The sequence below is a fragment of the Microbacterium sp. ABR10 genome (assembly GCF_057812175.1).
In genome coordinates this window covers 1,743,063-1,766,823 of sequence record NZ_CM173821.1, presented here as the reverse complement: position 1 = coordinate 1,766,823, position 23,761 = coordinate 1,743,063, and the positions used below count along the sequence as shown (strand labels likewise).

General features: G+C 70.4%; 22 protein-coding genes and 2 tRNA genes. 19 read left to right on the top strand and 5 right to left on the bottom strand.

Annotated elements, in window-relative coordinates; translation table 11 throughout:
* The first annotated feature begins 91 nt into the window (after positions 1-91).
* Positions 92-1,852: a 2-isopropylmalate synthase gene (gene leuA, locus ACXKZF_RS08120; protein ID WP_488985944.1), complete on the top strand. Its 1,761-nt coding sequence runs from the start codon at positions 92-94 to the stop codon at positions 1,850-1,852.
* A gap of 72 nt (positions 1,853-1,924) precedes the next feature.
* Positions 1,925-2,707: an MOSC domain-containing protein gene (locus ACXKZF_RS08115; RefSeq protein WP_488985943.1), complete on the top strand. Its 783-nt coding sequence runs from the start codon at positions 1,925-1,927 to the stop codon at positions 2,705-2,707.
* A 119-nt stretch (positions 2,708-2,826) separates the two neighbouring features.
* Here ACXKZF_RS08115 and ACXKZF_RS08110 read toward each other — a convergent pair whose 3' ends face one another.
* Positions 2,827-3,525 carry a trimeric intracellular cation channel family protein gene (locus tag ACXKZF_RS08110; protein WP_488985942.1) on the bottom strand — a complete coding sequence of 233 codons (699 nt, stop codon included), beginning with the start codon at positions 3,523-3,525 and terminating at the stop codon, positions 2,827-2,829.
* Positions 3,526-3,610: 85 nt separating this feature from the next.
* On the opposite strand from ACXKZF_RS08110, the gene recO reads away from it, so the two are divergent.
* The 8 genes from recO to ACXKZF_RS08070 all read left to right on the top strand — a co-directional run bounded on the left by recO (position 3,611) and on the right by ACXKZF_RS08070 (position 11,387).
* Positions 3,611-4,339, top strand: coding sequence for a DNA repair protein RecO (gene recO / locus ACXKZF_RS08105; protein WP_055954474.1), 729 nt, complete (start codon positions 3,611-3,613; stop codon positions 4,337-4,339).
* Positions 4,336-5,139, top strand: a complete 804-nt coding sequence (locus tag ACXKZF_RS08100) for an isoprenyl transferase (RefSeq protein ID WP_055954477.1) — start codon at positions 4,336-4,338, stop codon at positions 5,137-5,139. Before recO ends, ACXKZF_RS08100 begins: the two co-directional genes overlap by 4 nt.
* Positions 5,140-5,188: 49 nt before the next feature.
* Complete coding sequence (locus ACXKZF_RS08095; protein ID WP_488985941.1) at positions 5,189-5,872, top strand: DsbA family oxidoreductase; 684 nt, start codon at positions 5,189-5,191, stop codon at positions 5,870-5,872.
* An 80-nt stretch (positions 5,873-5,952) separates the two neighbouring features.
* Positions 5,953-7,119 carry a tRNA dihydrouridine synthase DusB gene (gene dusB, locus ACXKZF_RS08090; RefSeq protein ID WP_488985940.1) on the top strand — a complete coding sequence of 389 codons (1,167 nt, stop codon included), beginning with the start codon at positions 5,953-5,955 and terminating at the stop codon, positions 7,117-7,119.
* A 7-nt stretch (positions 7,120-7,126) separates the two neighbouring features.
* Positions 7,127-8,440: a deoxyguanosinetriphosphate triphosphohydrolase gene (locus tag ACXKZF_RS08085; protein WP_488985939.1), complete on the top strand. Its 1,314-nt coding sequence runs from the start codon at positions 7,127-7,129 to the stop codon at positions 8,438-8,440.
* On the top strand, positions 8,440-10,281 hold the full coding sequence (gene dnaG, locus ACXKZF_RS08080) for a DNA primase (RefSeq protein ID WP_488985938.1): 1,842 nt from the start codon (positions 8,440-8,442) through the stop codon (positions 10,279-10,281). The genes ACXKZF_RS08085 and dnaG overlap by 1 nt, the downstream gene beginning before the upstream one ends.
* Positions 10,282-10,475: 194 nt before the next feature.
* Positions 10,476-11,249 (top strand): ATP-binding cassette domain-containing protein, encoded by a 774-nt coding sequence (locus tag ACXKZF_RS08075; RefSeq protein ID WP_055954492.1) that lies wholly within the window; start codon positions 10,476-10,478, stop codon positions 11,247-11,249.
* Positions 11,250-11,311: 62 nt separating this feature from the next.
* Positions 11,312-11,387: transfer RNA gene (locus tag ACXKZF_RS08070), tRNA-Asn, on the top strand.
* A 173-nt stretch (positions 11,388-11,560) separates the two neighbouring features.
* On the opposite strand, the gene ACXKZF_RS08065 is transcribed toward ACXKZF_RS08070, so the two are convergent.
* Complete coding sequence (locus ACXKZF_RS08065) at positions 11,561-13,180, bottom strand: serine/threonine-protein kinase (protein WP_488985937.1); 1,620 nt, start codon at positions 13,178-13,180, stop codon at positions 11,561-11,563.
* 193 nt (positions 13,181-13,373) lie between these two features.
* Here ACXKZF_RS08065 and glsA point away from each other — a divergent pair, with 193 nt between their 5' ends.
* From glsA to ACXKZF_RS08050, 3 genes are all read left to right on the top strand, one after another.
* Entirely contained in the window at positions 13,374-14,300 is a 927-nt protein-coding gene (gene glsA / locus ACXKZF_RS08060) for a glutaminase A (protein WP_488985936.1), read from the top strand.
* A 69-nt stretch (positions 14,301-14,369) separates the two neighbouring features.
* Positions 14,370-14,987 (top strand): SRPBCC family protein, encoded by a 618-nt coding sequence (locus tag ACXKZF_RS08055; RefSeq protein WP_488985935.1) that lies wholly within the window; start codon positions 14,370-14,372, stop codon positions 14,985-14,987.
* Positions 14,984-15,652 carry a DUF4166 domain-containing protein gene (locus ACXKZF_RS08050; RefSeq protein WP_488985934.1) on the top strand — a complete coding sequence of 223 codons (669 nt, stop codon included), beginning with the start codon at positions 14,984-14,986 and terminating at the stop codon, positions 15,650-15,652. The genes ACXKZF_RS08055 and ACXKZF_RS08050 overlap by 4 nt, the downstream gene beginning before the upstream one ends.
* Positions 15,653-15,724: 72 nt before the next feature.
* Here ACXKZF_RS08050 and def read toward each other — a convergent pair whose 3' ends face one another.
* Complete coding sequence (gene def, locus ACXKZF_RS08045; protein ID WP_183419786.1) at positions 15,725-16,291, bottom strand: peptide deformylase; 567 nt, start codon at positions 16,289-16,291, stop codon at positions 15,725-15,727.
* Positions 16,292-16,332: 41 nt separating this feature from the next.
* On the opposite strand from def, the gene ACXKZF_RS08040 reads away from it, so the two are divergent.
* Positions 16,333-17,298, top strand: coding sequence for a DMT family transporter (locus ACXKZF_RS08040; protein WP_488985933.1), 966 nt, complete (start codon positions 16,333-16,335; stop codon positions 17,296-17,298).
* A gap of 295 nt (positions 17,299-17,593) precedes the next feature.
* Positions 17,594-17,667: transfer RNA gene (locus ACXKZF_RS08035), tRNA-Ile, on the top strand.
* 90 nt (positions 17,668-17,757) lie between these two features.
* Here ACXKZF_RS08035 and ACXKZF_RS08030 read toward each other — a convergent pair.
* A complete protein-coding gene (locus ACXKZF_RS08030; RefSeq protein WP_488985932.1) occupies positions 17,758-18,966 on the bottom strand; it encodes a glycosyltransferase in 1,209 nt (402 codons plus the stop codon).
* A gap of 39 nt (positions 18,967-19,005) precedes the next feature.
* On the opposite strand from ACXKZF_RS08030, the gene ACXKZF_RS08025 reads away from it, so the two are divergent.
* The 4 genes from ACXKZF_RS08025 (at position 19,006) to ACXKZF_RS08010 (ending at position 22,720) form a co-directional block, all read left to right on the top strand.
* Positions 19,006-20,013 carry an NAD-dependent epimerase/dehydratase family protein gene (locus ACXKZF_RS08025; protein ID WP_488985931.1) on the top strand — a complete coding sequence of 336 codons (1,008 nt, stop codon included), beginning with the start codon at positions 19,006-19,008 and terminating at the stop codon, positions 20,011-20,013.
* Complete coding sequence (locus ACXKZF_RS08020; RefSeq protein WP_488985930.1) at positions 20,006-20,767, top strand: MBL fold metallo-hydrolase; 762 nt, start codon at positions 20,006-20,008, stop codon at positions 20,765-20,767. The genes ACXKZF_RS08025 and ACXKZF_RS08020 overlap by 8 nt, the downstream gene beginning before the upstream one ends.
* 17 nt (positions 20,768-20,784) lie before the next feature.
* The gene (locus ACXKZF_RS08015) at positions 20,785-21,759 is read left to right on the top strand and encodes a 3-oxoacyl-ACP synthase III family protein (protein WP_488985929.1); all 975 of its coding nucleotides are present in this window, start codon (positions 20,785-20,787) and stop codon (positions 21,757-21,759) included.
* 94 nt (positions 21,760-21,853) lie between these two features.
* Positions 21,854-22,720, top strand: coding sequence for a zinc-ribbon domain-containing protein (locus tag ACXKZF_RS08010; protein WP_488985928.1), 867 nt, complete (start codon positions 21,854-21,856; stop codon positions 22,718-22,720).
* Between the two features lie 29 nt (positions 22,721-22,749).
* On the opposite strand, the gene ACXKZF_RS08005 is transcribed toward ACXKZF_RS08010, so the two are convergent.
* The gene (locus tag ACXKZF_RS08005) at positions 22,750-23,568 is read right to left on the bottom strand and encodes an SDR family oxidoreductase (RefSeq protein WP_055954515.1); all 819 of its coding nucleotides are present in this window, start codon (positions 23,566-23,568) and stop codon (positions 22,750-22,752) included.
* Positions 23,569-23,761 lie beyond the last annotated feature (193 nt).

The window sequence follows — 23,761 nt, the reverse complement described above, 5'->3', positions numbered from 1 at the left end:
AGTCGCCGCGACGAGTCCTCGATCTAAGGGCCTTCCTCGTCGCGGAGATCGTCGTCGGCCCCACCGAACGAATCTAAAGAAGCGACACATCATGAAGAACACCCAGAAGCCCACCTCCGCTCCGGTGCACAAGTACCGTCCGTTCCACGAGCAGATCCGCGTCGAACTGCCCGACCGCACGTGGCCGTCGAAGCGCATCGAGTCCGCCCCTCGCTGGTGCGCCGTCGACCTGCGCGACGGCAATCAGGCTCTCATCGATCCGATGAGCCCCGAACGCAAGCGCGTGATGTTCGAGCTGCTCGTGAAGATGGGTTACAAAGAGATCGAGGTCGGGTTCCCGAGCGCGAGCCAGACCGACTTCGACTTCGTGCGCCAGCTCATCGACGACGGTCTGATCCCCGACGACGTGACGATCCAGGTGCTGACGCAGGCGCGCGAGCACCTCATCGCCCGCACGTACGAGGCGATCGCCGGCGCGAAGCAGGCCATCGTGCACCTCTACAACTCCACGTCGGTGCTGCAACGCGAGGTCGTGTTCCGCACCGACGAACAGGGCATCGTCGACATCGCCCTCGAGGGCGCGCGCCTGTGCAAGCAGTACGAGGCGACGGTCCCCGAGACCGAGGTGTTCTACGAGTACTCGCCCGAGAGCTACACCGGCACCGAGCTGGAGTTCGCGCTGCGCATCTGCAATGAGGTGCTCGAGGTCTTCCAGCCGACGCCCGACCGCAAGGTCATCCTGAACCTCCCCGCCACCGTCGAGATGGCGACCCCCAACGTCTACGCCGACTCGATCGAGTGGATGTCGCGTCACCTCAACCACCGCGAGAACGTCATCCTGTCGCTGCACCCGCACAACGACCGCGGCACCGCCGTGGCCGCGGCGGAGCTGGGATACATGGCCGGCGCCGACCGCATCGAGGGGTGCTTGTTCGGCAACGGTGAGCGCACCGGCAACGTAGACCTGGTGGCCCTGGGCATCAACCTGCTGACGCAGGGCATCGACCCGCAGATCGACTTCAGCGACATCGACCAGGTAAAGCGCACGGTCGAGTACTGCAATCAGCTGCCGGTGCCCGAGCGCAGCCCGTGGGCCGGTGACCTGGTCTTCACCGCGTTCAGCGGTTCGCATCAGGACGCCATCAAGAAGGGCTTCGAGGCGATGGAGGCCCGCGCGGAGGCCTCGGGCAAGACCGTCGACGAGATCGAGTGGGCCGTTCCCTACCTGCCCATCGACCCGAAAGACCTGGGTCGCTCCTACGAGGCCGTCATCCGCGTCAACTCGCAGTCGGGCAAGGGCGGCGTCGCCTACCTGCTGAAGGCCGATCACGCGATCGACCTGCCGCGCAAGCTCCAGATCGAGTTCTCGGGTGTCGTGCAGGCCCGCACGGACGCCGAGGGCGGCGAAGTGTCGAGCGCGCAGATCTGGGACATCTTCACCGACGAGTACCTGCCGTCGAAGAACGACGACCAGCGCTGGGGCCGGTTCGAACTGCTGTCGACCCGCTCGTCGAGCGACATGTCGGGCGATGTACATCTCGACGTCTCCCTGCGCGACGGCGAGACCGTGCACCCGGCGTCGGCGGTCGGCAACGGTCCGGTCGCGGCGTTCCTCGAGATCGTGCGCGCTCAGGGCTTCGACGTGACCCTCTACGACTACGTCGAGCACGCCCTGAGCTCCGGTGGTGACGCGCAGGCGGCGGCTTACGTCGAGCTGCAGGTCGACGACCAGCGCCTGTGGGGCGTCGGCGTCGACGGCGACATCTCGACCGCCTCGCTCAAGGCCATCGTCTCGGGCGTCAACCGCGCGATCCGCACCCGCCAAGAGGCCGGCACCCTCGCCTCCGTGTGAACCGATCGAAGCGCCGTCGACCCGGGGTCGGCGGCGCTTCGGCGTGAACGGGAACGATGCGAGGATGAATCCGTGATCCGCGTCGACGCCCTCTACCGCTATCCCGTGAAGGGCTTCACGCCCGAGAAGCGCGACAGCCTCGTCATCCAGGACGACGGCCGTGTGCAGGGCGATCGCGCCCTGGTGTTCCGCTTCGCCGACGCCCTGGAGCCGGCGGACGCCACCTTCCCCAAGAGCCGCGGTCTGGCGCTGATGACGTTTCCCACCCTGGCCCGGGTCGACCTCGCCTTCGACGACGAGGCGAAGACGCTGCGGCTCCGCGTCGACGACATCGACCTCACCGCCGACCTCAGCGATGAGGGCCGCGCGCGCCTCAGCGAAGCGGTGACGGCCTATCTCCGCACGACCACCGACGCGAAGCTGCTCGACGCCGACGGCATCCTTCCGCTCGGACTGCTGGGCGACGGCGTCACCGCCCGCTTCCAGGACCGTCCTCGCGGCTACGTCTCGCTGCACGGCACCGCGTCGGTCGACGCCCTGGATGCCACCGTGCCAGCGCCCGTCGACGATCGGCGGTTCCGTTCGAACATCGTCGTCGGCGGCACCGCCGCGTGGGCGGAGCTGGAGTGGCGCGATCGCCTGCGCATCGGCGAGGTGGAGTTCGAGGTGCAGAAGCCGATCGAGCGCTGTGCGGCGATCGCCGCCAACCCCGACACGGGGGTGCGCGACGCCCGGCTTCTGCGCGTGCTCACGACCGAGTTCGCCCAGGACGAGCCGACCCTCGGCATCCTGCTTCTTCCCGTCGACGGCGGCGGCACGATCCGCACCGGCGACGAGGTCACGCCTCTCGCCTGACCCGCGCGTGAGGGGTCAGAAGGTGTCGTCTGGACCCGTTCTAGGCGACGAAAGTCGACCCCTCACGCGCCGCGGCCGCGCGCCCCGCGCGAAACCTCGCGCGGAGAGAAGCCCCGCAGTCACTCCGGGTCGTCGGTGCGGATGATCGGGATGCCGGTGGTCTCGACCGCGACCTTGCGGCGGTGGAGCCTGCGCTGCTCGGGGAGCGACAGGTCGAACAGCACGGCCAGCACACGGATGACGGTGGTGACGGCCACGCCGATGACGGCGGCGATCGGCAGGGGCACGCCGAAGGCGGCGGTCGTCGCGAGCACCGCGCATCCGCCGCCCGCGGCCACCGCGTAGAGCGACCCGACGTGCATGATCGCGACCGGTAGTCCCATCAGCACGTCGCGCAGCACGCTGCCGCCGACCGCCGCGAGCACGCCGACGAAGATCGCGGGCACCGGCGGCATCCCGAGCGCGAGGGCCTTGGACGTGCCGAACGCGCCGAACAAGCCGATGACCACTGCGTCGAGCAGGACGATCGCGCGATTCAGGCGCTGGAAGATGCCCGACAGCAGCATTCCCACGATCGAGGCGAGGGTGGCGGTGATGAGATACCAGTTGCTCTGCAGGGTGGCCGGGGTCAGCCCGAGCAGCAGGTCTCGGATGAGTCCGCCGCCCATCCCCAGCAGGATGCCGATGATCGCCACGCCCAGCAGGTCGAGGCGCCGTTGTCCCTGGAAGCCCGAGGCGAACAGCGCTCCCTGCACGCCGCCGAGGGCGACGGCGGTGAGATCAGCCCACAGGGGGATGACGAAGGTCGGCGTGTCCACGGCATCCATTCTCCCGCCCGGTGCCGGCGTTCGCGGGCCGCGCGCCGCGCAGGCCGCACGCAGCGGTCGAGGACGATAATGGACTGTGCCCACCTACCGCGACGAGGTCGTGGTCCTGCGTACCCACAAGCTCGGGGAGGCGGACCGCATCCTCACCCTGCTCAGCCGCCGCAACGGCAAGATCCGTGCGGTCGCCAAGGGCGTGCGCCGCACCTCCTCGAAGTTCGGGTCGCGGCTCGAACCGTTCATGGTCGCCGACGTGCAGCTGTTCAAGGGACGCAACCTCGACATCGTGCAGCAGGCGGAGTCGCTCGGCTCGTACGGCGCCGACATCGTGGCGAACTACGACGTCTACACCACCGCCAGCGCCATGGTGGAGACCGCCGACCGTCTCAACGAAGCCGAGGCGACCCCCCAGCAGTACCTGCTGCTGGTCGGCGGGCTCCGTTCCCTCGCCCGGGGCGAGCACCCCGAGCGAAGCGTGCTCGACTCGTACCTGCTGCGCGCGATGGCCCTCTCGGGCTGGGCGCCGGGGCTGACCGAGTGCGCCCGTTGCGGCACGGTCGGCGATCACGACTACTTCCTGCCGCAGCTCGGCGGCGTGATCTGCTCGACCTGCGCCCCGGCGGGGTCGCCGCGCGTCGCGCGCGACACGGTCGACATGCTCCGCGCGCTGATGGCGGGGGAGTGGGAGACCATCGACGCCGCCCCCGGTCGCACGACGGCGGCGGCCTCGGGCCTCGTAGCCGCCTACGCGCAGTTCCACCTGGAGCGCGGCATCCGTTCCCTCCCGCACCTGGAGTCGTATCGATGACACCGAAGCCGTTCACGCACCGCGACGCCGTGCCGTATCGCCCGCTGGACTGGACCGGGGAGTACCCGCCGTCCTACCCGCGGGGCGCAGTGCCCGAGCACGTCGCCATCGTCATGGACGGCAACGGCCGATGGGCGAACCGCCAGGGTCTCACCCGCGTCGAGGGGCACCGGGCGGGCGAGGCGGCGCTGCTCGACGTCGTCGCCGGCGCCATCCAGGCCGGTGTACGACACCTGTCGGTCTACGCCTTCTCGACCGAGAACTGGTCGCGCTCACCCGACGAGGTGCGCTTCCTCATGGGCTTCAACCGCGAGGTACTGCACCGCCGCCGCGACCAGCTGAACGAGTGGGGCGTGCGCATCCGCTGGTCGGGTCGGAAGCCCCGTCTGTGGGGCTCGGTCATCAAGGAACTGCAGCACGCCGAACGCCTGACCGAAGGCAACTCCACCCTAACCCTCACGATGTGCGTCAACTACGGCGGGCGGATCGAGATCGTGGATGCCATGCGCCGCATCGGCGACGACATCGCCGCGGGCCGCCTGAAGCCCTCGGCGGTGACCGAGAAGCTGATCCGCAAGAACCTGTACCAGCCCGACATGCCCGACGTGGACCTGTTCGTGCGCTCCAGCGGCGAGCAGCGTACCTCGAACTTCCTGCTGTGGGAGTCGGCGTACGCCGAGATGGTGTTCCTCGACACCCTGTGGCCCGACTTTCGTCGCACGCACCTCTGGGACGCGATCGGGCTGTACCTGTCGCGCGACCGCCGCTTCGGTGGTGCGGTCGACACCCCGACCGCGTGACGGATGCCGCGAACGGAATAGATCCACCATCGAAGGAGTTGCACGCGATATGACGGATGCCATCAAGATCGACGTGTGGAGTGACATCGCCTGCCCCTGGTGCTACATCGGCAAGCGGAACCTCGAGAACGGCCTGGCCGCTACGGCCGCCGACGACGACGCCCCGGTCGTCGAGATCGAGTACCACTCGTACGAGCTCTCACCCGACACCCCCGAGGACTTCGACGGGGGAGAGGTCGACTACCTCTCGCAGCACAAGGGCATCTCGCCCGAGTCGGCGCGGGAGATGCTCGATCGGGTCACCGGCGTCGCCGCCGACGCGGGGCTGACCTACCGCTTCGATCTCCTCAAGCACACCAACACCGTCAAGGCGCATGAGCTGCTGCACTTCGCGAAAGAGAACGGGCGTCAGCTCGAACTCGCCGAAATTCTCATGTCGGCGTACTTCCTCGAGGGCAAGCACGTCGGGCGCGACGACGACCTCGTGCAGCTCGCCGTCGAGGCGGGGCTGGACGAGGATGCCGCGCGCGACGCGCTCGCGTCGCAGCGCTACCGTGCCGCGGTACGCGCCGACCAGGCTCAGGCGCAGCAGTTCGGCATCACGGGCGTTCCGTTCTTCGTCATCGACGGCAAGTACGGCGTGAGCGGTGCGCAGCCGGTCGAGGCGTTCACGCAGATCGCCCGCCAGGTGTGGGGCGAGCGTCGCGAGGCATCCGCGACCGCCGACGCCTGATCCATCCTCCACAGCGGTGTCCGCCGCCGGTCCGACCGGCGTGGGCACCGCTGTCGCACGACGTCTGGGAGAATGAAACGATGACCACGGCAACGGCCCCGGCGCGGACGCTCCGCATCGGAAACATCGAGCTCGACGCTCCGGTCGTCCTCGCGCCCATGGCCGGCATCACGAACACCGCGTTCCGCCGCCTCTGTCGCGAGTACGGAGCCGGCCTCTACGTGAGCGAGATGATCACGACCCGTGCACTCGTGGAACGCAACGACACCACGATGCGGCTCATCCGTCACCACGAGTCCGAGACCCCGCGCTCCATCCAGCTCTACGGCGTCGACCCGGCCACCGTCGAAGCGGCCGTGCGCCTGATCGTCGATGAAGACCACGCCGACCACATCGACCTCAACTTCGGGTGCCCCGTGCCGAAGGTCACCCGCCGCGGCGGCGGTGCCGCGCTGCCGTGGAAGACCTCCCTGTTCCGCGAGATCGTCGAGCGAGCCGTGCGTGCCGCCGGCAGCACTCCGCTGACGATCAAGATGCGAAAAGGCATCGACGCCGATTACCTCACTTATCTCGAGGCCGGTCGCATCGCCGAGGGTGCCGGGGTGGCATCCATCGCCCTGCACGCCCGCACGGCGAGCGAGTTCTACTCGGGCCACGCCGACTGGTCCGCCATCACGAAGCTCAAAGAGACCGTGACGAGCGTCCCGGTACTCGGCAACGGCGACATCTGGTCGGCCGACGATGCCGTGCGCATGATGACCGAGACCGGCTGCGACGGGGTCGTGGTCGGTCGCGGCTGCCTCGGCCGCCCGTGGCTCTTCGGCGATCTTGCCCGCGCGCTCGGCGGCCCCGATGCCGCTCACGGCGCGCCGGTCGACGCCACCCTCGGGTTCGTCGCCCGGGCCTTCCGCCGACACGCGGAGTTGCTGGTCGAGTTCTTCGACGACGAGGGTCGCGGATGCCGTGACATCCGCAAGCACGTCGCCTGGTACTTCAAGGGGTACCCCGTCGGCGGTGAGTTGCGGGCGAGCCTCGCGACGGCATCGACCCTCGACGAGTTCGACGACCTGCTCGCCACGATGGAACTCGACGCCCCGTACCCCGGGGCCGCGGCCGAGGGCCAGCGCGGTCGTGCCGGCACCCCCAAGCGTCCGGCGCTCCCCGACGGATGGCTCGCCTCGCGCGAGATCGGCGACGACGCCGGGCGTGCCCTGGCCGACGCGGAGCTGGACCACAGCGGTGGCTGAGGTCGCGGTGACCGCCGCCCGACCCCTCGGGTACGACGACGCGGACGCTGCCCGTTTCCACGTCGAGAAGCACCGCTCGCAGCGCGACGACTTCGCCCGCGACCGCGCCCGCGTGCTGCACTCCGCGGCTCTGCGCCGCCTCGCCGCCAAGACCCAGGTGCTGAGCCCGGCGAGCCCCGCCGACTTCGCCCGCAACCGGCTCACGCACTCGCTCGAGGTGGCCCAGGTCGGCCGAGAGCTCGCGACCGCCCTGCAGCTGTCGCCCGACGTCGTCGACACGGCGTGCCTCAGCCACGACCTCGGTCACCCGCCGTTCGGGCACAACGGCGAACGCGCGCTGAACGAGTGGGCGGAAGACATCGGGGGGTTCGAGGGCAACGCGCAGACGCTGCGCATCCTCACCCGGCTCGAACCCAAGGTCTTCGGCGCCGACGGTCGACCGTTCGGCCTCAACCTCACCCGGTCGAGCCTCGACGCCACCTGCAAGTACCCGTGGACGGCCGACGAGCCCGTCCCCGATCCGGGTGGGCGCCTCAAGTTTGGGGTGTACCCCGATGACGAACCGGTGTTCCACTGGATGCGTGGCGGAGCGCCCGCCCGCCAGCGGTGCATCGAGGCCGAGGCCATGGACCTCTCCGACGACATCGCCTATTCGGTGCACGATTTCGAAGACGCGGTCGTCAACCGCTACGTCGACCCCGCGCGTCTGGCATCCCGGGTCGGCCGCGAGGGGCTGCTCGACGCCATCCAGCGCTGGGTGGGGTACGACTTCGTGCGCGACGATCTCGATGCCGGACTCGAGCGGCTCATGGCCATGCCGGAATGGATCCCGTCGTTCGACGGCACGCGTCCCGCGCTCGCACGCTTGAAGAACCTCACCTCCGACCTCATCGGCCGCTTCGCGCGTGCTGCCACCGCCGCCACCCGCGAGGCGTATCCCGCCGACCAGCTCACGCGTTACCGGGCGCACGTCGTCGTCCCCGCCGCCGTCGAGGTCGAGATGGCGGTGCTGAAGGGCATCATCGGCGCCACCGTCGTCTCGATCGACGGCCGCAAGGTGCTCTACCGCGAGCAGCGCAACGTGCTGAAGCGACTGGCATCCGCGATGTGGGAGAACCCCGGTGCGCTCGACGCGCTGCACGCACCCGACTTCGCCGCGGCCGCCGACGACACCGCCCGTCGCCGCGTGGTGGTCGACCAGGTGGCGAGTCTGACGGACCAACTGGCGATCGCGTGGCACGGCCGGCTCGTCGGCGAGGTCGATGCCGCCGAACTCGGCGTGTGGGCACCCGGCGCCCGCGCCGCGCGAGCGGATGTCTGATGGCCCGCATCCGCCAGGCCGACGTCGACGAGGTGAAGGCGCGGGTCAACATCGCCGACGTGATCGGTGAACGCGTAGCGCTGAAGCCTGCCGGCGTCGGGTCGATGAAGGGCCTGTGCCCCTTCCACGACGAGCGGTCGCCGAGCTTCAACGTGCGCCCGCAGGTCGGGTACTACCACTGCTTCGGCTGCGGTGAGTCGGGCGACGTCTACTCGTTCCTGCGTGCGCTGGACCACGTGTCGTTCACCGAGGCGGTCGAGCGCATGGCCGCGCGGGTCGGCTTCACCCTGCACTACGAAGACGGGGGAGCGGCCCCCGAGACCACCGGACGCTCGCGGCTGTACGCCGCGAATGCGGCCGCGGCCGAGTACTTCCGCTCCCAGCTGATGACCCCCGAGGCCGAGATCGGACGGCGCTTCCTCGGCGACCGCGGCTTCGACGCGGGAGCGGCGGCCCACTTCGGCGTCGGCTATGCCCCGAAGGGGTGGTCGAATCTCTTCGACCACCTGACGGCGCAGAAGTTCTCCCGCGACGAGCTCGAGAAGGCGGGGCTGGTGTCGACCAATCAACGCGGGGGAGTATACGACCGCTTCCGCGGGCGGCTGATTTGGCCCATCCGCGATGTGACGGGCCAGGTGATCGGCTTCGGTGCCCGCAAGCTGTTCGACGACGACCAGGGCCCGAAGTACCTCAACACCCCCGAGACGCTGATCTACAAGAAGTCGCAGGTGCTGTACGGCCTCGATCTGGCCAAGCGCGACATCTCACGATCGCACCGGGTGGTCGTCGTCGAGGGGTACACCGACGTCATGGCCTGCCACCTCGCGGGGGTCACCACGGCGATCGCCTCGTGCGGTACGGCCTTCGGCACCGATCACATCACGGTGCTCCGTCGCGTCATGGGCGACGACAGCTCGTCGGGCGAGGTCGTCTTCACCTTCGATCCCGATGCCGCGGGGCAGAAGGCGGCGTTGCGCGCTTTCGCCGACGAGAAGCGGTTCGCGGCGCAGACGTACGTGGCGGTCGCCCCCGAGGGGCTCGACCCCTGCGATCTGCGCCTGCAGCGGGGCGACGGCGCCGTGCGCGCGCTCATGGAGAACAAGAACCCCATGTTCGAGTTCGTCATCGATCAGCGCCTGAAAGACTTCGACCTCGCCAGCGTCGAGGGGCGTGCGGGCGCGCTCCGCGCGGCGGCCCCCATCGTCGCCGACATCCGCGACCCCTCCCTGCGTCCCGGGTACGTCCGGGTGCTGGCCCGTCGTCTCGGCCTCGACATGCCCGAGGTGCAGGCCGCCGTCGAGCGGGCCGCGCGCGGGGCAGACCGCGCCGAGCAGCGCGAGAACGCCCGCGTCGCCGAGCCCGCGCCCATCGCGGTGTCGGTCACGATGGCATCGCTGCCGAACACGCGCGACGTCGCCCTCGAGCGGGGGGCGATGATGGCCTTCCTGCAGTACGGGCACCGGATCGAGCCCGACGTGTTCCTCCGCGCGCTGCAGCTACCGTTCGGCCACCCCGCCCTCGAAGCCGTGCGCAGCTCGCTGGCATCCACTGACCTCTCTCAGCCCGGCTGGGCGGTCGCGGCCGTCGAGGCGGTGCGCGAGCCGTTCCGCTCCCTCGCCGCCGAGCTGCTGACCGCGGAGTTCCCCGCGCGCACCGAAGAGGGCGCGGTGGCCTCGGCGAACGATCTCGCCCGCGGGCTGCTGGTGCGTCAGCTGCAGCGCGAGAAGGACGACTTGCTCCGGGGCATCCAGCGCGTGCCGGCCGACTCCGAAGAGGGGCGCCGTCTGCGCCTCCGCCTTCGTGAATTGGATGCCGACAGGCAGCGCCTGATCGTCTCGTAGCGGGCGCCCGCGGCGGCGGCGGTGGAGGTGGTTCGCGCCGAGACCGCAGGGCGTTGTGGAGACCGCGGGTCATCCGCATCCACCGGACACGGTCTCGGCATCCGCCTGGGGTCTCGAGAGGCGCACGTCATCCCGGCATGCGCTCTCCGGGCGCGCCGTTGGCATCCCTCACCCTCGTGGGCGAGGATTGGCAGATGCCCCGGATCCTCGACACCGACGTCGTCCTCCGCACCGACGACCTCTCGCTCGCTCGCAGTGGCGTGCGCGTGATCGACGGCATCACCTTCACGCTGCTGCCGGGACGGACGCTGGTCGTCCGCGGCGCCACGGGGGCGGGCAAGTCGTCGCTCGTCTCGCTCCTCGCCGGCCATCCCGACGACGGGCTGAGCGTCGTCGGCGGTGACGCGCGCGTGCACGGGATCTCGGCCCGGCACCCGGGCAGGGCGCGCCGCGAGTGGGTCTTCCACACCGGGTACCTTCCGCAGGGCGCGGGAGCGGCGCTGCCATCGCGCCTCACAGTGCACGACGTCATCTCCGAGCCGATCACGAGCCGCGACCGGCGCGTCAACACCCGAGCGCTCGCGGTGCGCGTGGCGACGCTGCTCGACGAGATGGAGCTGCCCCTCGGCACCGCCCCGAAGTACCCGTACGAGCTCAGCGCCGGCATGCGCCAACGCGTCGCCCTCGCGCGCGCGCTCGTGCTCGAGCCGCGCCTGTTCGTCGCCGACGACCTGTACGCCAACCTCGACCTCGAGGTGCGCGCCGCCGCCCGCACAGCGATCACCCGCCGCCGCGACGAACGCGACATGGCCTCCCTCATCGTGACGAACGACGCCGACGCGCCACGGGAACTGGATGCCGACGTGCTCGTGCTCCACGCCGGTCACGCTGTGGGCCTCGGCCATGGTGGGGACGCCGTGCAGTGGACTCCCGACGGCACGCCCGAGAGACGTCTTTCATCCCCCTGATTTTCTCGCCGCCCCCGCGTGCTGTTAGTATCGTGGGGTTGCCCACCGCAAGGCGGGCATGATCCTCGGTAGCTCAATTGGCAGAGCAATCGGCTGTTAACCGATAGGTTCTTGGTTCGAGTCCAAGCCGGGGAGCCAATGAAAGGCCCGCCTCACGAGAGGCGGGCCTTCGTTATTCCCCCGGTCAGCTCGAGATCCCCGCGTCATCCGAGGTCGTACGCCGGTTGACCAACGGTGTACAACCCTGACGGATGCGCCGGCTGGCGCCGCGAGACGCGATTGCCCGTCCGTACGGCGGACGCCAGCGCCGGTCAGTTCTTGTCCGAGACCCCGTTGCCCCGCCCTCTGCTGTCATCCGACTTCCCGGGGGAGTCCGGTCGCCCCTTGCCCTCCGGGCCGCCACGACCCGGCCCGGCCGACGTACCGTCCGCCACTCCGCCGGGGTCGGAACCGTTCCCCGCGACCGCCTCCGGCAGCCGATCTGCGGGGTTCGCCGGAACCGTTTCCGCACCCACCCCCGCGTCGTCCGACACCACGGTGGCCCGCTCGACGCTCACGGGCGCCTGCACCGGCGTCGTCGCCTCGGGGCTCCGCTCCGCAACGGCGTCCTCCGCGGGGGACGTCTCCGAGACCGGTGCCGCGGTGTCGAGGGGTGTGTCCTGCGTGCTCCCCGTCGCCGGTGTGGCCGCGGGGGCGGGAGTCATCACCGGCACCGGGGCCGGGTCCGAGGTCGCGCCCCCGGCGGCTCCGAGCGAGAAGGCCGCCAGATGCCCCCCGACGATCAGGGCCGCACCGATGCTCGCCGCTCCCCACGCCCATCCCCGGCGTCGCGGACGGCGTCCGGTCCCGCGGCGCGAACTCGCGGCATCCGTCCGGCCCGCAAGACGTGCGGCATCGGACGGTGCGGAGACGAGCACGGCGTCGGCCGGTTCCGGCGCGCCCGACGCGGCGACGCCGAGCGCATCCTGGACGGCGGTCGACGGCGTAGACGCGTCATCGGGTGTCGCCGTCGGCGCGGTGATGAGAGCGGTCGGCAGCATCCATACCGGCGTCTGCTTCGCGGCATCCGGGACGACGGTGTGATCCTCTGCGGCGAGCGCGGTCGCACACGCGGCCACCTCCGCGGCGGTGGGTCGCATACCCGCGTCCGCGGCCGTCATGGCATCCAGCAGCGAACGCCACCGTGGACCCACCGAATTCGGAACGTCGGGCTGGCGGGCCAGACGCGCGAGCAGGGTCTCCTGCAATGAACCGGCACCGAACGGATGCAGGCGCGTCAACGCCTCGATAGCCAGCAAGCCCAACGCATAGATGTCGGACGCGGCCTGCGGTGCTTCGCCGCGGACCTGCTCCGGCGCGAGGTAGGCGGCAGTGCCGATGACGGTGCCCGGGGTGGTCAACCGCGTCGCGTCGATGAGGTGGGCGACGCCGAAGTCGGCGAGAACGGCCTCGGACTCTCGGGCCGCCCCGTGCAGCGGTCGCAGCAGGACGTTCGACGGCTTGACGTCGCGGTGCACGATGCCCGCCTCGTGGACGACGGCGAGGGCCCCGGCGAGGTCGCTCAGGATGCCGGCGAGTTCCGCTGCGGGGATCGCCCGCTGCTCGATGCGGCGCTGCAACGACGGTCCGGTGACCAACTCCATGACGAGATAGACGTGACCTTCACCGACGAGGCGGGCGTCGTAGAGGGTGACGAGCGAGGGGTGGTCGAGGGCCGCGAGCGCTCGCGCCTCCGACAGGCGACGCAGCGGTTCGGGTTCGCCGGCGCCGTCGGCGTGGAAGATCTTGATCGCGACGTCACGGGCGAGCACCTCATCGCGCGCGCGGAAGACGCGTCCCATTCCACCGGCGCCGATGCGTTCGCGGAGGATGTAGCGCCCACCGAGGATGTCGCCCGTGTGAGGCATCGAGAGGTCGGGGGCGTGACTCATCGGGTCCTTCGCGGAGCGGTACTGCGGGAGCGGCGCGGGGTCACCGCCTGATCGCACACTAGGCGCGCGGGGGCGGTTCCGCCGGGGGCTGGCGGTCATCGGGGGCGGCACGCATAATGGCGCAGCCCGTCCGCGCGCGTAGCTTCTCTGCAACCCGGTCGGCGAGACGGTCGATCACTGCGAGGGTGGACATGTGATCCCCGACCCGCACCGGTACGACCTCGATGCCCTCCGTGCCCGGCTGATGAATGAACGCGGCGGAGAGGTGGACGACAGCATCCCTCAGCTCGCAGACGCCGATCCCGAGCTCTGCGCGGTGGCGCTCGTCCTTCCCGACGGCACCGCCCGCGTGACGACCGACGCCGACGTCGCCTTCAGCATCCAATCGGCGGTGAAGCCGTTCCTGTTCGCCCTGGCGCTGCTCGACACCGAGGGCGAGGCGCTCGACCGTGTGGGGATCGAGCCGACCGGGGAATCATTCGACGCGATCAAGCTCGAGAGCGGCACGGGCCGGCCACCCAACCCCATGGTCAACGCGGGAGCCCTGCTCACGGCATCCCTCGTGCGCGGTTCCGACCCCGCCGCGCGCGACGCCCGCATCGCCGAGGGACTCGCTGCTTTCGCGGGGCACGACCTCGCGGTCGACGAGGACGTCGCGCACAATGAGCACCTGCTCGGCGACCGTAACCACGCCCTCGCCCACCTCATGCGAGCCGAGGGCACCATGCAGGTCAGTGCGGATGACGCCGTCGCCGTCTACGCGCGGGCCTGCGCGACCCTGGTGGATGCCGAGACCCTGGCCGTCATGGGCGCCACCCTCGCGTGCGGCGGTGTGAACCCCCGTACGGGCGTGCGCGTCGTGCCCGCACGCGTGGCGCGAGACGTGGTTTCGGTCATGGCGACCTGCGGCGTCTACGACGGATCGGGCCGGTGGATGCGAGCCGTCGGCGTTCCGGCGAAGTCCAGCGTGTCGGGGGCCATCGTCCTCGCCGCTCCCGGCCGCCTCGGCGCCGCCGTCGTGAGTCCGCCCCTCGATGCGCAGGGGACCAGCGTGCGAGGCCGCCTCGCGAGTGAGGCGATCAGCGACGAGCTGCACCTGCACAGCTTCGCCGCGGGCTGACCCGGCGGACGCCGCCCGCCACGCGACCTGCTGCCGGAGCGCAGGCGCCCCCGACCCTAGGCTGAACGCATGGGGGGACAGGGGATCTACGTCGAGACCACAATTCGGGCGACCCTCGACGAGGTGTGGACCGCGACGCAGGATCCGCGCCAGCACGTGCGGTGGGACGTCCGCTTCTCGCGCATCACTCCGACCACGCGCACAGCCGACGGCGCCGCCCGTTTCTTGTACGAACGGCACACGCCCGTCCATACCGTCCGTGGCCACGGCATCAGCATCGGGGAGACATCCCGCCCCGATGGCACGCGCACCTCGGCGCTGCGATTCACCACCGCGGACCGTCTTTCCCCGCTTCGCGACGGCCGCGGGTACTGGCGCTACGAGCCCACGGCCCATGGCATCCGCTTCTCGACCGGGTACGACTACACACCCGGATGGGGAGTGCTCGACATGGTCGTGCGTCCCCTCGTCGGGTGGGCCACCGCGTGGAGCTTCGACCGGCTCCGGCTGTGGCTTGAGACGGGACGGCCGCCCGAGACGTGGACGCTCTTGACCGCGGCGGCCCTCTGGCGCGACGAGAGACCCCTGGCACGCCGTTGCCGCCGCATCCCGCCGCACCGGCGCCGCGCTCTCGACGACGCTCCGGAGACCCTGGCCGCACTGCCTCTGCCGGGAGGGGACCGATGATCTCGATCTTCGCCGAGGCGCTCGGCGTCGACTTCGCCCGGTTGCACCCGATGATGCAGCGGCGCTTCAGCGTGGGCCTGGACGGGGGCGAGGCGTGCGTGGGCCGCGGGGTCATGACCGAGATCCGACGCGGACCGTGGTGGACCGTCCCATTCCTGCAGATCGGCAAGCTCCGTAACATCCTCGTGCCGGCCGTCGGGAGCGACGTGCCGTTCGTCATCTGGAACCGCCCCTACCGCGACCCGTTCGGCCGCGAGACCGTGACGTTCGTGCGCGAGTACGAGATCGACGGCCGCCCGGCACGGTTCGACGCGACCATGATCCTCGCCGACGGGCGCATCGTCGACTACCTCGGTACGCACCAGCACCTCGCGGTCGACCTCGACCTCACGGTCGACGACGAGGGGGCGTTGATCCTGCGCTCGGGGGAGCAGCGGTTCTACGAGGGACGCTTCGGATTCCGCTTCCCGATGCTCTTCAGCGGGCGAGCGAGCCTGCGCGAGCACTTCGACGAGCGCGACGGTCGCTTCCATGTCGAGATGCGCGTCGACAACGAGCGTTTCGGGTTCCTGTTCGGTTACCGCGGCAGCTTCACGTGCGAATGGATGCCGGCCGGGGAGGCGCCGGCGCACGTCATCCCGCATCGCCACGAATCCCGCGTCTGAGCTCGACGGTGCGGGAACAAAAGCGTCTCGCCGCGCCTCCCCAACGAGGGCGATCGACGCGATGTCAGGCCGTCACGCGTCGATGTCGTCCACGCCCGGCATCCACGATGCCCCGGGCTTGCCCCACTTGCGCTTCTTCGCGATCTTGGCCACGACGCGGCTGTCTTCGTCGTCGAGACGGTCGACGTACAGGATGCCGTCGAGGTGGTCGAATTCGTGCTGCAGGATGCGAGCGCGCCACCCCGTGACCTCGACACGCACCGAGTGCCCGTCGAGGTCGGTGCCGGTGAGCAGCGCCGCCTCCGAACGACGCAGCGGGAAGCGCTCGCCGGGGAACGACAGGCAGCCCTCGCTCTCGTCGTCGGGGTCGGGGTAGCCGGGCTCGAGCGGACGGATCCACAGCTCCGGGTTGATCACGACCCCCCGCCAGGGCTGACCCTCGTCGTCTTCGTACGTGTACGTGAAGATCCGCAGCCCCACACCCACTTGGGGGGCGGCGAGGCCGACACCGGGTGCGGCATCCATCGTCTCGAACATGTCGGCGACGAGCTGACGCACCTCATCGGTGATCTCGTCGACACGGGCGGCGGGTGCGTGCAGCACGGGATCGCCCATGATGCGAATCGGGAGTACGGCCACGCCTCCAGCCTAACCAGCGGAGGGGCGGCTACTGTCGAGGGGTGATCCCGCTCGATGCCACTCTCAGCGACGGAATCGACCAACTCGTCGGCGTCTTCCGCGACCCGCGCATCCTCCTCGGCATCCCGCTGGCCCTGCTCGGCGCGGTGTTCATGTCGTTCGGAGCGCAGTACCAGCACCGCGGCGTGCAGAAGGTCGAGCGCCTTTCGGGCGGCAAGACGACCGGCGGCCTCTCGCGGTCGCAGCTGACGTCGCTGCTGACACGCCCGTCGTGGATGGCGGGCACCGTCATGCTGGGCTTGGCGATCGTGTGTCAGCTGGCAGCGCTCTCGGTGGCGCCGCTGATCCTCGTGCAGCCGCTCGGTGCGATCGCCCTCGTGATCACCACCGTGCTGAACGCTCGGGTGTCGCGCCACAAACCGACCCGGCAGTCGCTCATTGCCATCGCCCTGTGCGTCGGCGGCATCCTCGTCTTCGTCACGATCGCGGCGTTCTTCGCCACCGAGCAGGTCGTCACCGAACGCGAGCTGCTGATCATCCTGGGCATCCTGGCCTTGGTCGTGGTCGTGTTCGGCGTCTTCTGGGTGCTGGTGCGTCGCCGCGCCCAGGCGTTGTTCTACATCATGGCCGCGGGCGTCATCTACGGCTTCGTCGCCACCCTCGCCAAGGTCGTGATCAGCCGCGCGCAGGCGGGCAACTTCGAGTGGCTGACCCTGCTGTGCCTCGTGGCGCTCCTCGCCGCCGTCGCCGTGGGCGCGTACTTCGTGCAGACCGCGTACTCGGTCGGTCCTCCCGACCTGGTGATCGCCGGGCTCACCGTGATCGACCCCATCGTCGCCGTGCTGATCGGCCTGCTCGTGCTCGGCGAGGCCTCCACCGCCCCCGCATGGGCGCTCATCGGCTTCGCCATCGCCGGCGCGATCGCCACGTGGGGTGTCATCCAGCTGACGAAGCACCACCCGCAGATCACCGCCGACGGCAAGCCGAAGAAGCCGCGGGTGCACTGACGCGGGCTCCGTGCGGTTTCGCGTCGCGGGCCGTCGGGCGGTTGTCGCCGAGATGACCGGCGATGCGCGAGATCACCTCTTCCGGCGCGCATCGGCGGGTCATCTCGCTAAGGACAGGTGATCTCGCGGATGCCGTGGCGGCGACGGAAGCCGCGACGCGAGCGGCGACGGGAGACGGATGCCGTGACGCCAACAGCGACGGGAGACGAGTGCCGTGACGCCAACAGCGACGGGAGACGGGTGCCGTGCCGCGGGCGGCGACGCGGGACGGATGCCGGTAGGCTCGTCGTCGCTGGGGGCGGTGGCCAAGCTGGTCAAGGCAGCGGGCTCATAACCCGACGATCGTGGGTTCAAGTCCCACCCGCCCTACGAGAGCCCGCGACGACGCGGCAGGAGTGCGCTCCGACGCTGTGCCGACCATGCTCCTCACCGCACGGCGGGAATGCGTCGAACAGGGGTTCACCGTGCCGAAGCGACGCCGGTGATCGCGGACTCGTAGACCTCGACCACCGGTTCGATCCGCTGTGCGACCTGAGGGCGTGCCCGGATCATGGCCGCGCTCGCGGCGGTGATCGTTTCGGGTTCCCTCCGAAGGCGCGCCACGAGCGCGGTGATGCCCGCGGCGTCCGGGGTGTCGGTGAGGAAGCCACCGCCCGGCGGTACGACCTCGCTGAGATCGGGGTCGCAGAAGAGCACGGGAAGACCGGATGCCGCCGCTTCCAGCATCACCATCGGTTGATTGTCGAAGTCGTACGAGCTCGACACCAGCAGGTGGCTCGCCCGCATGGCGTCGAGCACCTCCTGCTGCGACACCGACCCGTGCAGGACCAGGGGGGAGCCCATCCGCTCGATCGAGCGTCGCGAGAGGCCGTCGCCGTAGACGTCCACCGAGACGTCGCGGTCGAACGACCGCGCTGCCTCGGCGATCACCGCGGGACGCTTCTCCGGCGAGAGTCGTCCGACCCACAGCAGACGCAGAGTCTCCCCGGGGGCGAGTCGACGCTCGATGGGCGCGCCGACGCGGTCGAGCACGCTCTGCTCGAGCCCGTTCGACACGACCGAGACGGGTGTCCGCACCCCTTGCTCCTCGAGTTTCCGTGCGAAGTGTGTCGACGGGACGATCACCTGGTCGCTCGCGCGCGACTGAGCGAGCATGAGGCGCCACATGCGTCTCGCCGGCGAGGTGGCCGTGTAGGGCGCGTCGGCGCGCACGCGGAGACCGCGATGGCTGATCTGCCGGGAGTGGAGGGCGGCCAGCAGGGGAACGGTGACGCGGGGGAGAGGAACGACACTCGTCGTGTACACGTCCACGCGGCCGTGCATGGTGTGGACGACCGGAATTCCCAGATCCCGAGCCGCTCGCACCCCCGCGAGAGCGGCGAACATCTCGGAATGCGTGTGCACCACGTCGATGCGCCGCTCGGCGAACTCCCGCCGGAGCACCGCCACCGCGTCGCGCGGCGACCACGTGAACGGGTAGCCGTCGGGCCGGAACACCCGGGAGGTGGGCAATGCGACGATCGAGCGGTCGTCGCTGCCGTGAGCCAGGGGGCAGAACACCGTCACCTCGAGACCGGCTCGGGTGAGCGCTTCCCGGAGCGACTTCACCGCGGTCTGCACGCCACCGAGCGTGGGCAGGTAGTAGTCGGTCACCAGGGCGATCCGCATGTCCCGAATCCTAGGGCCGACGGCCGTAGGATCGGCCGAATGGGGGCAGCAGCAGAGGTGGGTGCGCCGGGCCCGGCGCGTCGAGGGGAGACGGCGCTGGTCACCGGCGCGAGCGGTTTTCTCGGCGGGTACGTCGTGCGAGAACTCCGCGCCCACGGCTACGACGTGATCGCGTCGGGACGCAACGCCGCCGCCCTGCCCGCGGGGGAGACCTTCGTCGGCGACCTCGACGACCTCGCCCGGGTCGACCTCGGCCGCACCGTCGATGTGGTCGTGCACTGCGCGGCGCTCTCCTCGCCCTGGGGTCGCTGGGCACAGTTCGAGCACGCCAACGTCACCGGTACCGCGCGGGTGCTCGAGTTCGCCCGACGCGCCGGATCGCGTCGACTCGTGCACATCTCCTCCCCGGGCATCTACGCCGCCCCTCGCGATCGGATCGGCATCCGGGAGGGCGAGGTCGATCCGCGGCATCCGATGAACGGCTACATCCGATCGAAACTCGAGGCGGAGTCCCTGCTGCAGCATGCGGCGACGCAGGGCACGGGACCGGAGATCGTCATCCTTCGACCCCGCGGCATCATCGGCCGCGGCGACCCCAGCCTCGTCCCCCGGATCCTGCGTGTCCGCGAGCGGTTCGGCATCCCCCTGATGCGCGGCGGACGGGGACTCATCGACCTGACAGCGGTGGAGAACGTCGCGATGGCGGTGCGGCTCGCGGCCGAGGCGCCCGATGTGCACGGGCAGGCGTTCAACATCACGAACGGGGATCCTCGTCCGTTCCGCGCGGTGCTCGAGCAGTTGCTGGCGGGGCTGAGTCTCGAGCCGCGGTACCGGCCGGTGCCGACCCCGGTCGCCTACGGGGTCGCTGCACTGCTGGAGGCCGTGTGCGGGGTTCTTCCCGGGCATCCCGAGCCGCCCGTCACGCGATACACCGTCACGACGATCGCCCATTCGCAGACGCTCGACATCTCCCGCGCGCGCGATCTGCTCGGCTATCGGCCCGCGGTTTCGCTCGACGAGAGCCTCGCGGGGTACGCGCGTGTCTGAGCTGGTCTTCTTCGCCTGCGGCGAGACCTCCCACGACATGAGCCGGTTGCTGCGCGGTACCCGTCGGGAGCGGCGTGTCTTCCCGGCCGGGGCGTTCCTGTACCGCTTCGGTGCGCGGCGCGTGCTCTTCGACACCGGCTACGCGCCCGAACCGTGGCGCGCCGGGCTGAGCGGGTGGGCGTACCGCAGGATGCTGCCGCCTCGCGTCGGCGCGGGCGACACGATTGCCGAGCAGCTCGATCCCGCCTCGATCACGCACGTCGTCCTCTCGCACCTGCACCCGGACCACATCGGCGGCGTCCGCTTCTTCCCCGACGCCGCATTCGTCCTCAGCGACGGGGTTCGCCGCACCCTCGAGCGACCGCGGCTGCGCGACGGCGTGCTCCGACGGCTGCTGCCGCCGTGGTTCGAGGCGGCGACGGTGCTCCCGCCGCCCGTGTTCGCGCCCGGTCCGCACGGTCTCCGCACCGCGGACCTCTTCGGCGACGGGTCGTATCTGCTCGTCGATCTGCCCGGTCACGCCCGAGGTCACCTCGGCGCCCTCATCGAAGACCGGGTGCTGCTCGCCGGAGACGCGGCCTGGGGGCGCGACCTGCTCGGCGAGGAGCGTCGCATCCGCGCCCTCCCGCGACTGGTCAGTCACGACGCGACCACGCAGCGCACCACCGCGCAGATGCTCCTGGCCGCCGAGCAGGACGGGCTCCGACTCCTCTTCAGCCACGATCGGCACCCGGCCGGGAGGAACCTGCTGTGACCACGAGGGAGACGAGGATGCCCCAGCACCCACCGATCGGGCAGCGGCCTCCGCTCCGACCGTGCCGGCTGGCGGGGTGGGGGACATACCTCCCCGACGAGGTGGTCACGTTCGGGAGCCAGACGCGCTACCGCATCCCGGACGGCATGTCGCAGCTCGACATGCTCGCCGCGGCGGCTGAGGACGCCCTCCGACGAGCAGACCTTCACCCTGACGACATCGACTGCATCATCGCCGCCTGTGCGGCCGGCGTGCAGCCGATCCCCTGCACGGCCGCACTCGTCATGGAGCGCGTCGCCCCTCGTGCCGGCGCCGCCGCCTTCGACGTCAATTCGACCTGCACCAGCTTCATCACGGCGGTGGACATCGCGTCCCGCTACCTCGCCGCCGGCGACTACGAGCGCGTGCTCATCGTCTCCGGCGATGTCGGATCCCGATTCCTCGACGCCGGCCAGCGCGAGAGCTTCGAGCTCTTCTCGGACGCCGCCGCCGCCGTCGTGCTCACGCGAGGAGCCGGCGGGGAGAGCGCGCCCGGAGTTCTCGGCAGCCTGCAACAGACGTGGCCCGCGCACGCACACGACACCGAACTCCGTGGCGGACTGTCGCTGCATCCGGCCCAGTCCTATACCGACGGCGACCCCTCCGACTACCTTTTCGCGATGAACGGGCGACGGGCGCTCTTGGGCATGCTGGCTGTACTGCCCGATTTCTTCGACCGGTTCTTCGCCCGTGTCGGTCTCGGTCTCGACGAGATCGGCCTCGTCGTGCCGCATCAGGCGAGCAGGGCGCTCGGCATCGCGATGCGCCGGATCGGCATCCCGCGCGACGCGTATGTCGACCGCGTCGCGGAATTCGGCAACATGGTGTCCTCTTCGGTGCCGTTCATGCTCGCAACCAGTCTCGACGAGGGACAGGTCGGCCCCGGGGACACCATCGTGCTGTGCGGCACGGCCGCGGGCTTAACCGCGAACGCTCTCGCGCTCAGGCTCTGACGAGCCGGGGGCGTCGACGATACGCCACGGCCGGGCGGGCGCCGGTTGCGCCGTGGCGGAGTCGATGTCCGTGGTCGCCGCTAACGTGCCTCCGGTGGCGGAGAGAGTGCAGGCCTGGTGGTCGCGACGGCAGTGGTCGAAGGAGCGTGACGTGCCCTACCCGGTGGGTGCCTATCGCGAGGAGTGGGCTGCGTACCCCGCCCTGATGCGTCAGTACCACCCCGACCTCAATGCAGGGATCGTCCTCAGCCAAGTGCCTCCCGCGGCCGATGTGCTGCTGCTCTGGCAATGCGACGCGGGCCATCGCTTCGCCGCCACTCCGCAGGAGCAACGTCAGCGACCGGGACGACAACGCCGGCGCAGCGCCTGGTGCCCCGAGTGCAGCGAGCTCGCGAACCCGACACGCGTGGTCGCGCTGCCGATGTGCGAGTCGGTGATCGTGCCCGCCGTCACCGAGAAGACGGTGCTCCGCCCCCGGCCACCCCGTCGCCCGTCGAGGCTGTGCGACAAGACGCCCCCGGTCGCCGTCGGCGAGGCATTCGTCTCGGCCTGCGCGCCGAGGCCCGCGTCAGCCGCCGAGGATCGCGTTCGTGCCGACCTGCGCGACCGTCTGACGCTCACGGAGGGACTCAACGCCGTCCGGGTCGGCCGTCCCTTCTTCGACCACCTCGAGGTGTGGCCCGACTTCGTCTTCCCCGAGCTGCGGATCGCGGTCGAGTACGACACGATCGGCCGTTACGGCCTCGAGCACGTCGGGCGCCGCGCAGACGCCGACCGCCGCAAGGACCGCGCGCTGCGCGGTGCCGGGTGGGAGGTGGTGCGCCTGCGGCTCGGCCGCCTCGAACCGCTCGGGCCGCACGACGTGCCGCTGACGGTCTGGAACCCCGCCGCTCTCGACCGACTGATCGGTGCCTTCCGCGGCATCCGGGGTCCGCTGCTCGTCGATTCCTACCTGCGGTGACCCACCGCGTACCCCCACCCCACCCGTTCTCAGGACCCGTGCGCCTCCTCCGACACCGGCTGCCACTCGCGCCACGTCTGCAGGCGCGATTCGTAGTCGCGCTCGGCGATGGCGAGGGGTGCCTTGCCGAAGAAGATGCGCAGCGGAGGCTTCTCGGCATCCACCACCTTCAGGATGGCGGAGCGCGTGGCCTCGGGCTTCCCCGGGTCAGCGGCCGACGGGCGCTTGGATGCCTGCTCCCGCACGTCGGCGTACGCCTCGATCTCTTCGCTGCGCTTCGCCGACGGGCCCGACCAATCGGTCGAGTATCCGCCGGGCTCGATGAGGGTGACGTGGATGCCGAAACCGGCGACCTCTTGCGCGAGCGACTGCGACAGTCCCTCCAGCGCCCACTTCGAGGCGTGATAGACCCCGACGCTCGGGAACGCGCTGATACCCCCGATGCTGGACACCTGGATGATGTGGCCCGACCCCTGCTCGCGCAAGACGGGCAATGCCGCCTGGGTGACCCAGAGTGCGCCGAAGAAGTTCGTCTCCATCTGCGCGCGCACCTCGTCTTCGGTGAGTTCCTCCACCATTCCGAAGTGACCGAACCCGGCGTTGTTGACGACGACGTCGAGGCGGCCGAACCGCTCATGCGCGGCCTTCACCGCGGCGGTGTCGGCGGCGTGGTCGGTCACGTCGAGCTGCAGGGGCAGAAACGTGTCGGGGTACGCATCGACGAGGTCGCGGACGTCGTCGAGGTTGCGCGCGGTACCGGCGACGCTGTCGCCGCGCTCGAGGGCCGCTTCGGCCCACTCGCGGCCGAAGCCCTTGGATGCGCCGGTGATGAACCAGATCTTGCTCATGGGAGTCCTTGGGGAAAGGGGAGTGGTTGACGCGGGCGACGGTACGCCGCCCCGCCGGACGTCCGTGATGGCTTGACACTCCGAACGCCATCGATACGTCCCACCGCCCCCTGCCGTTCTGGCCGGATCGCGCGCCGCCGGACGTGCGATACCGACCGTCCCGCTGCCGACGCGGTTCGGGGCGGATCCCGCC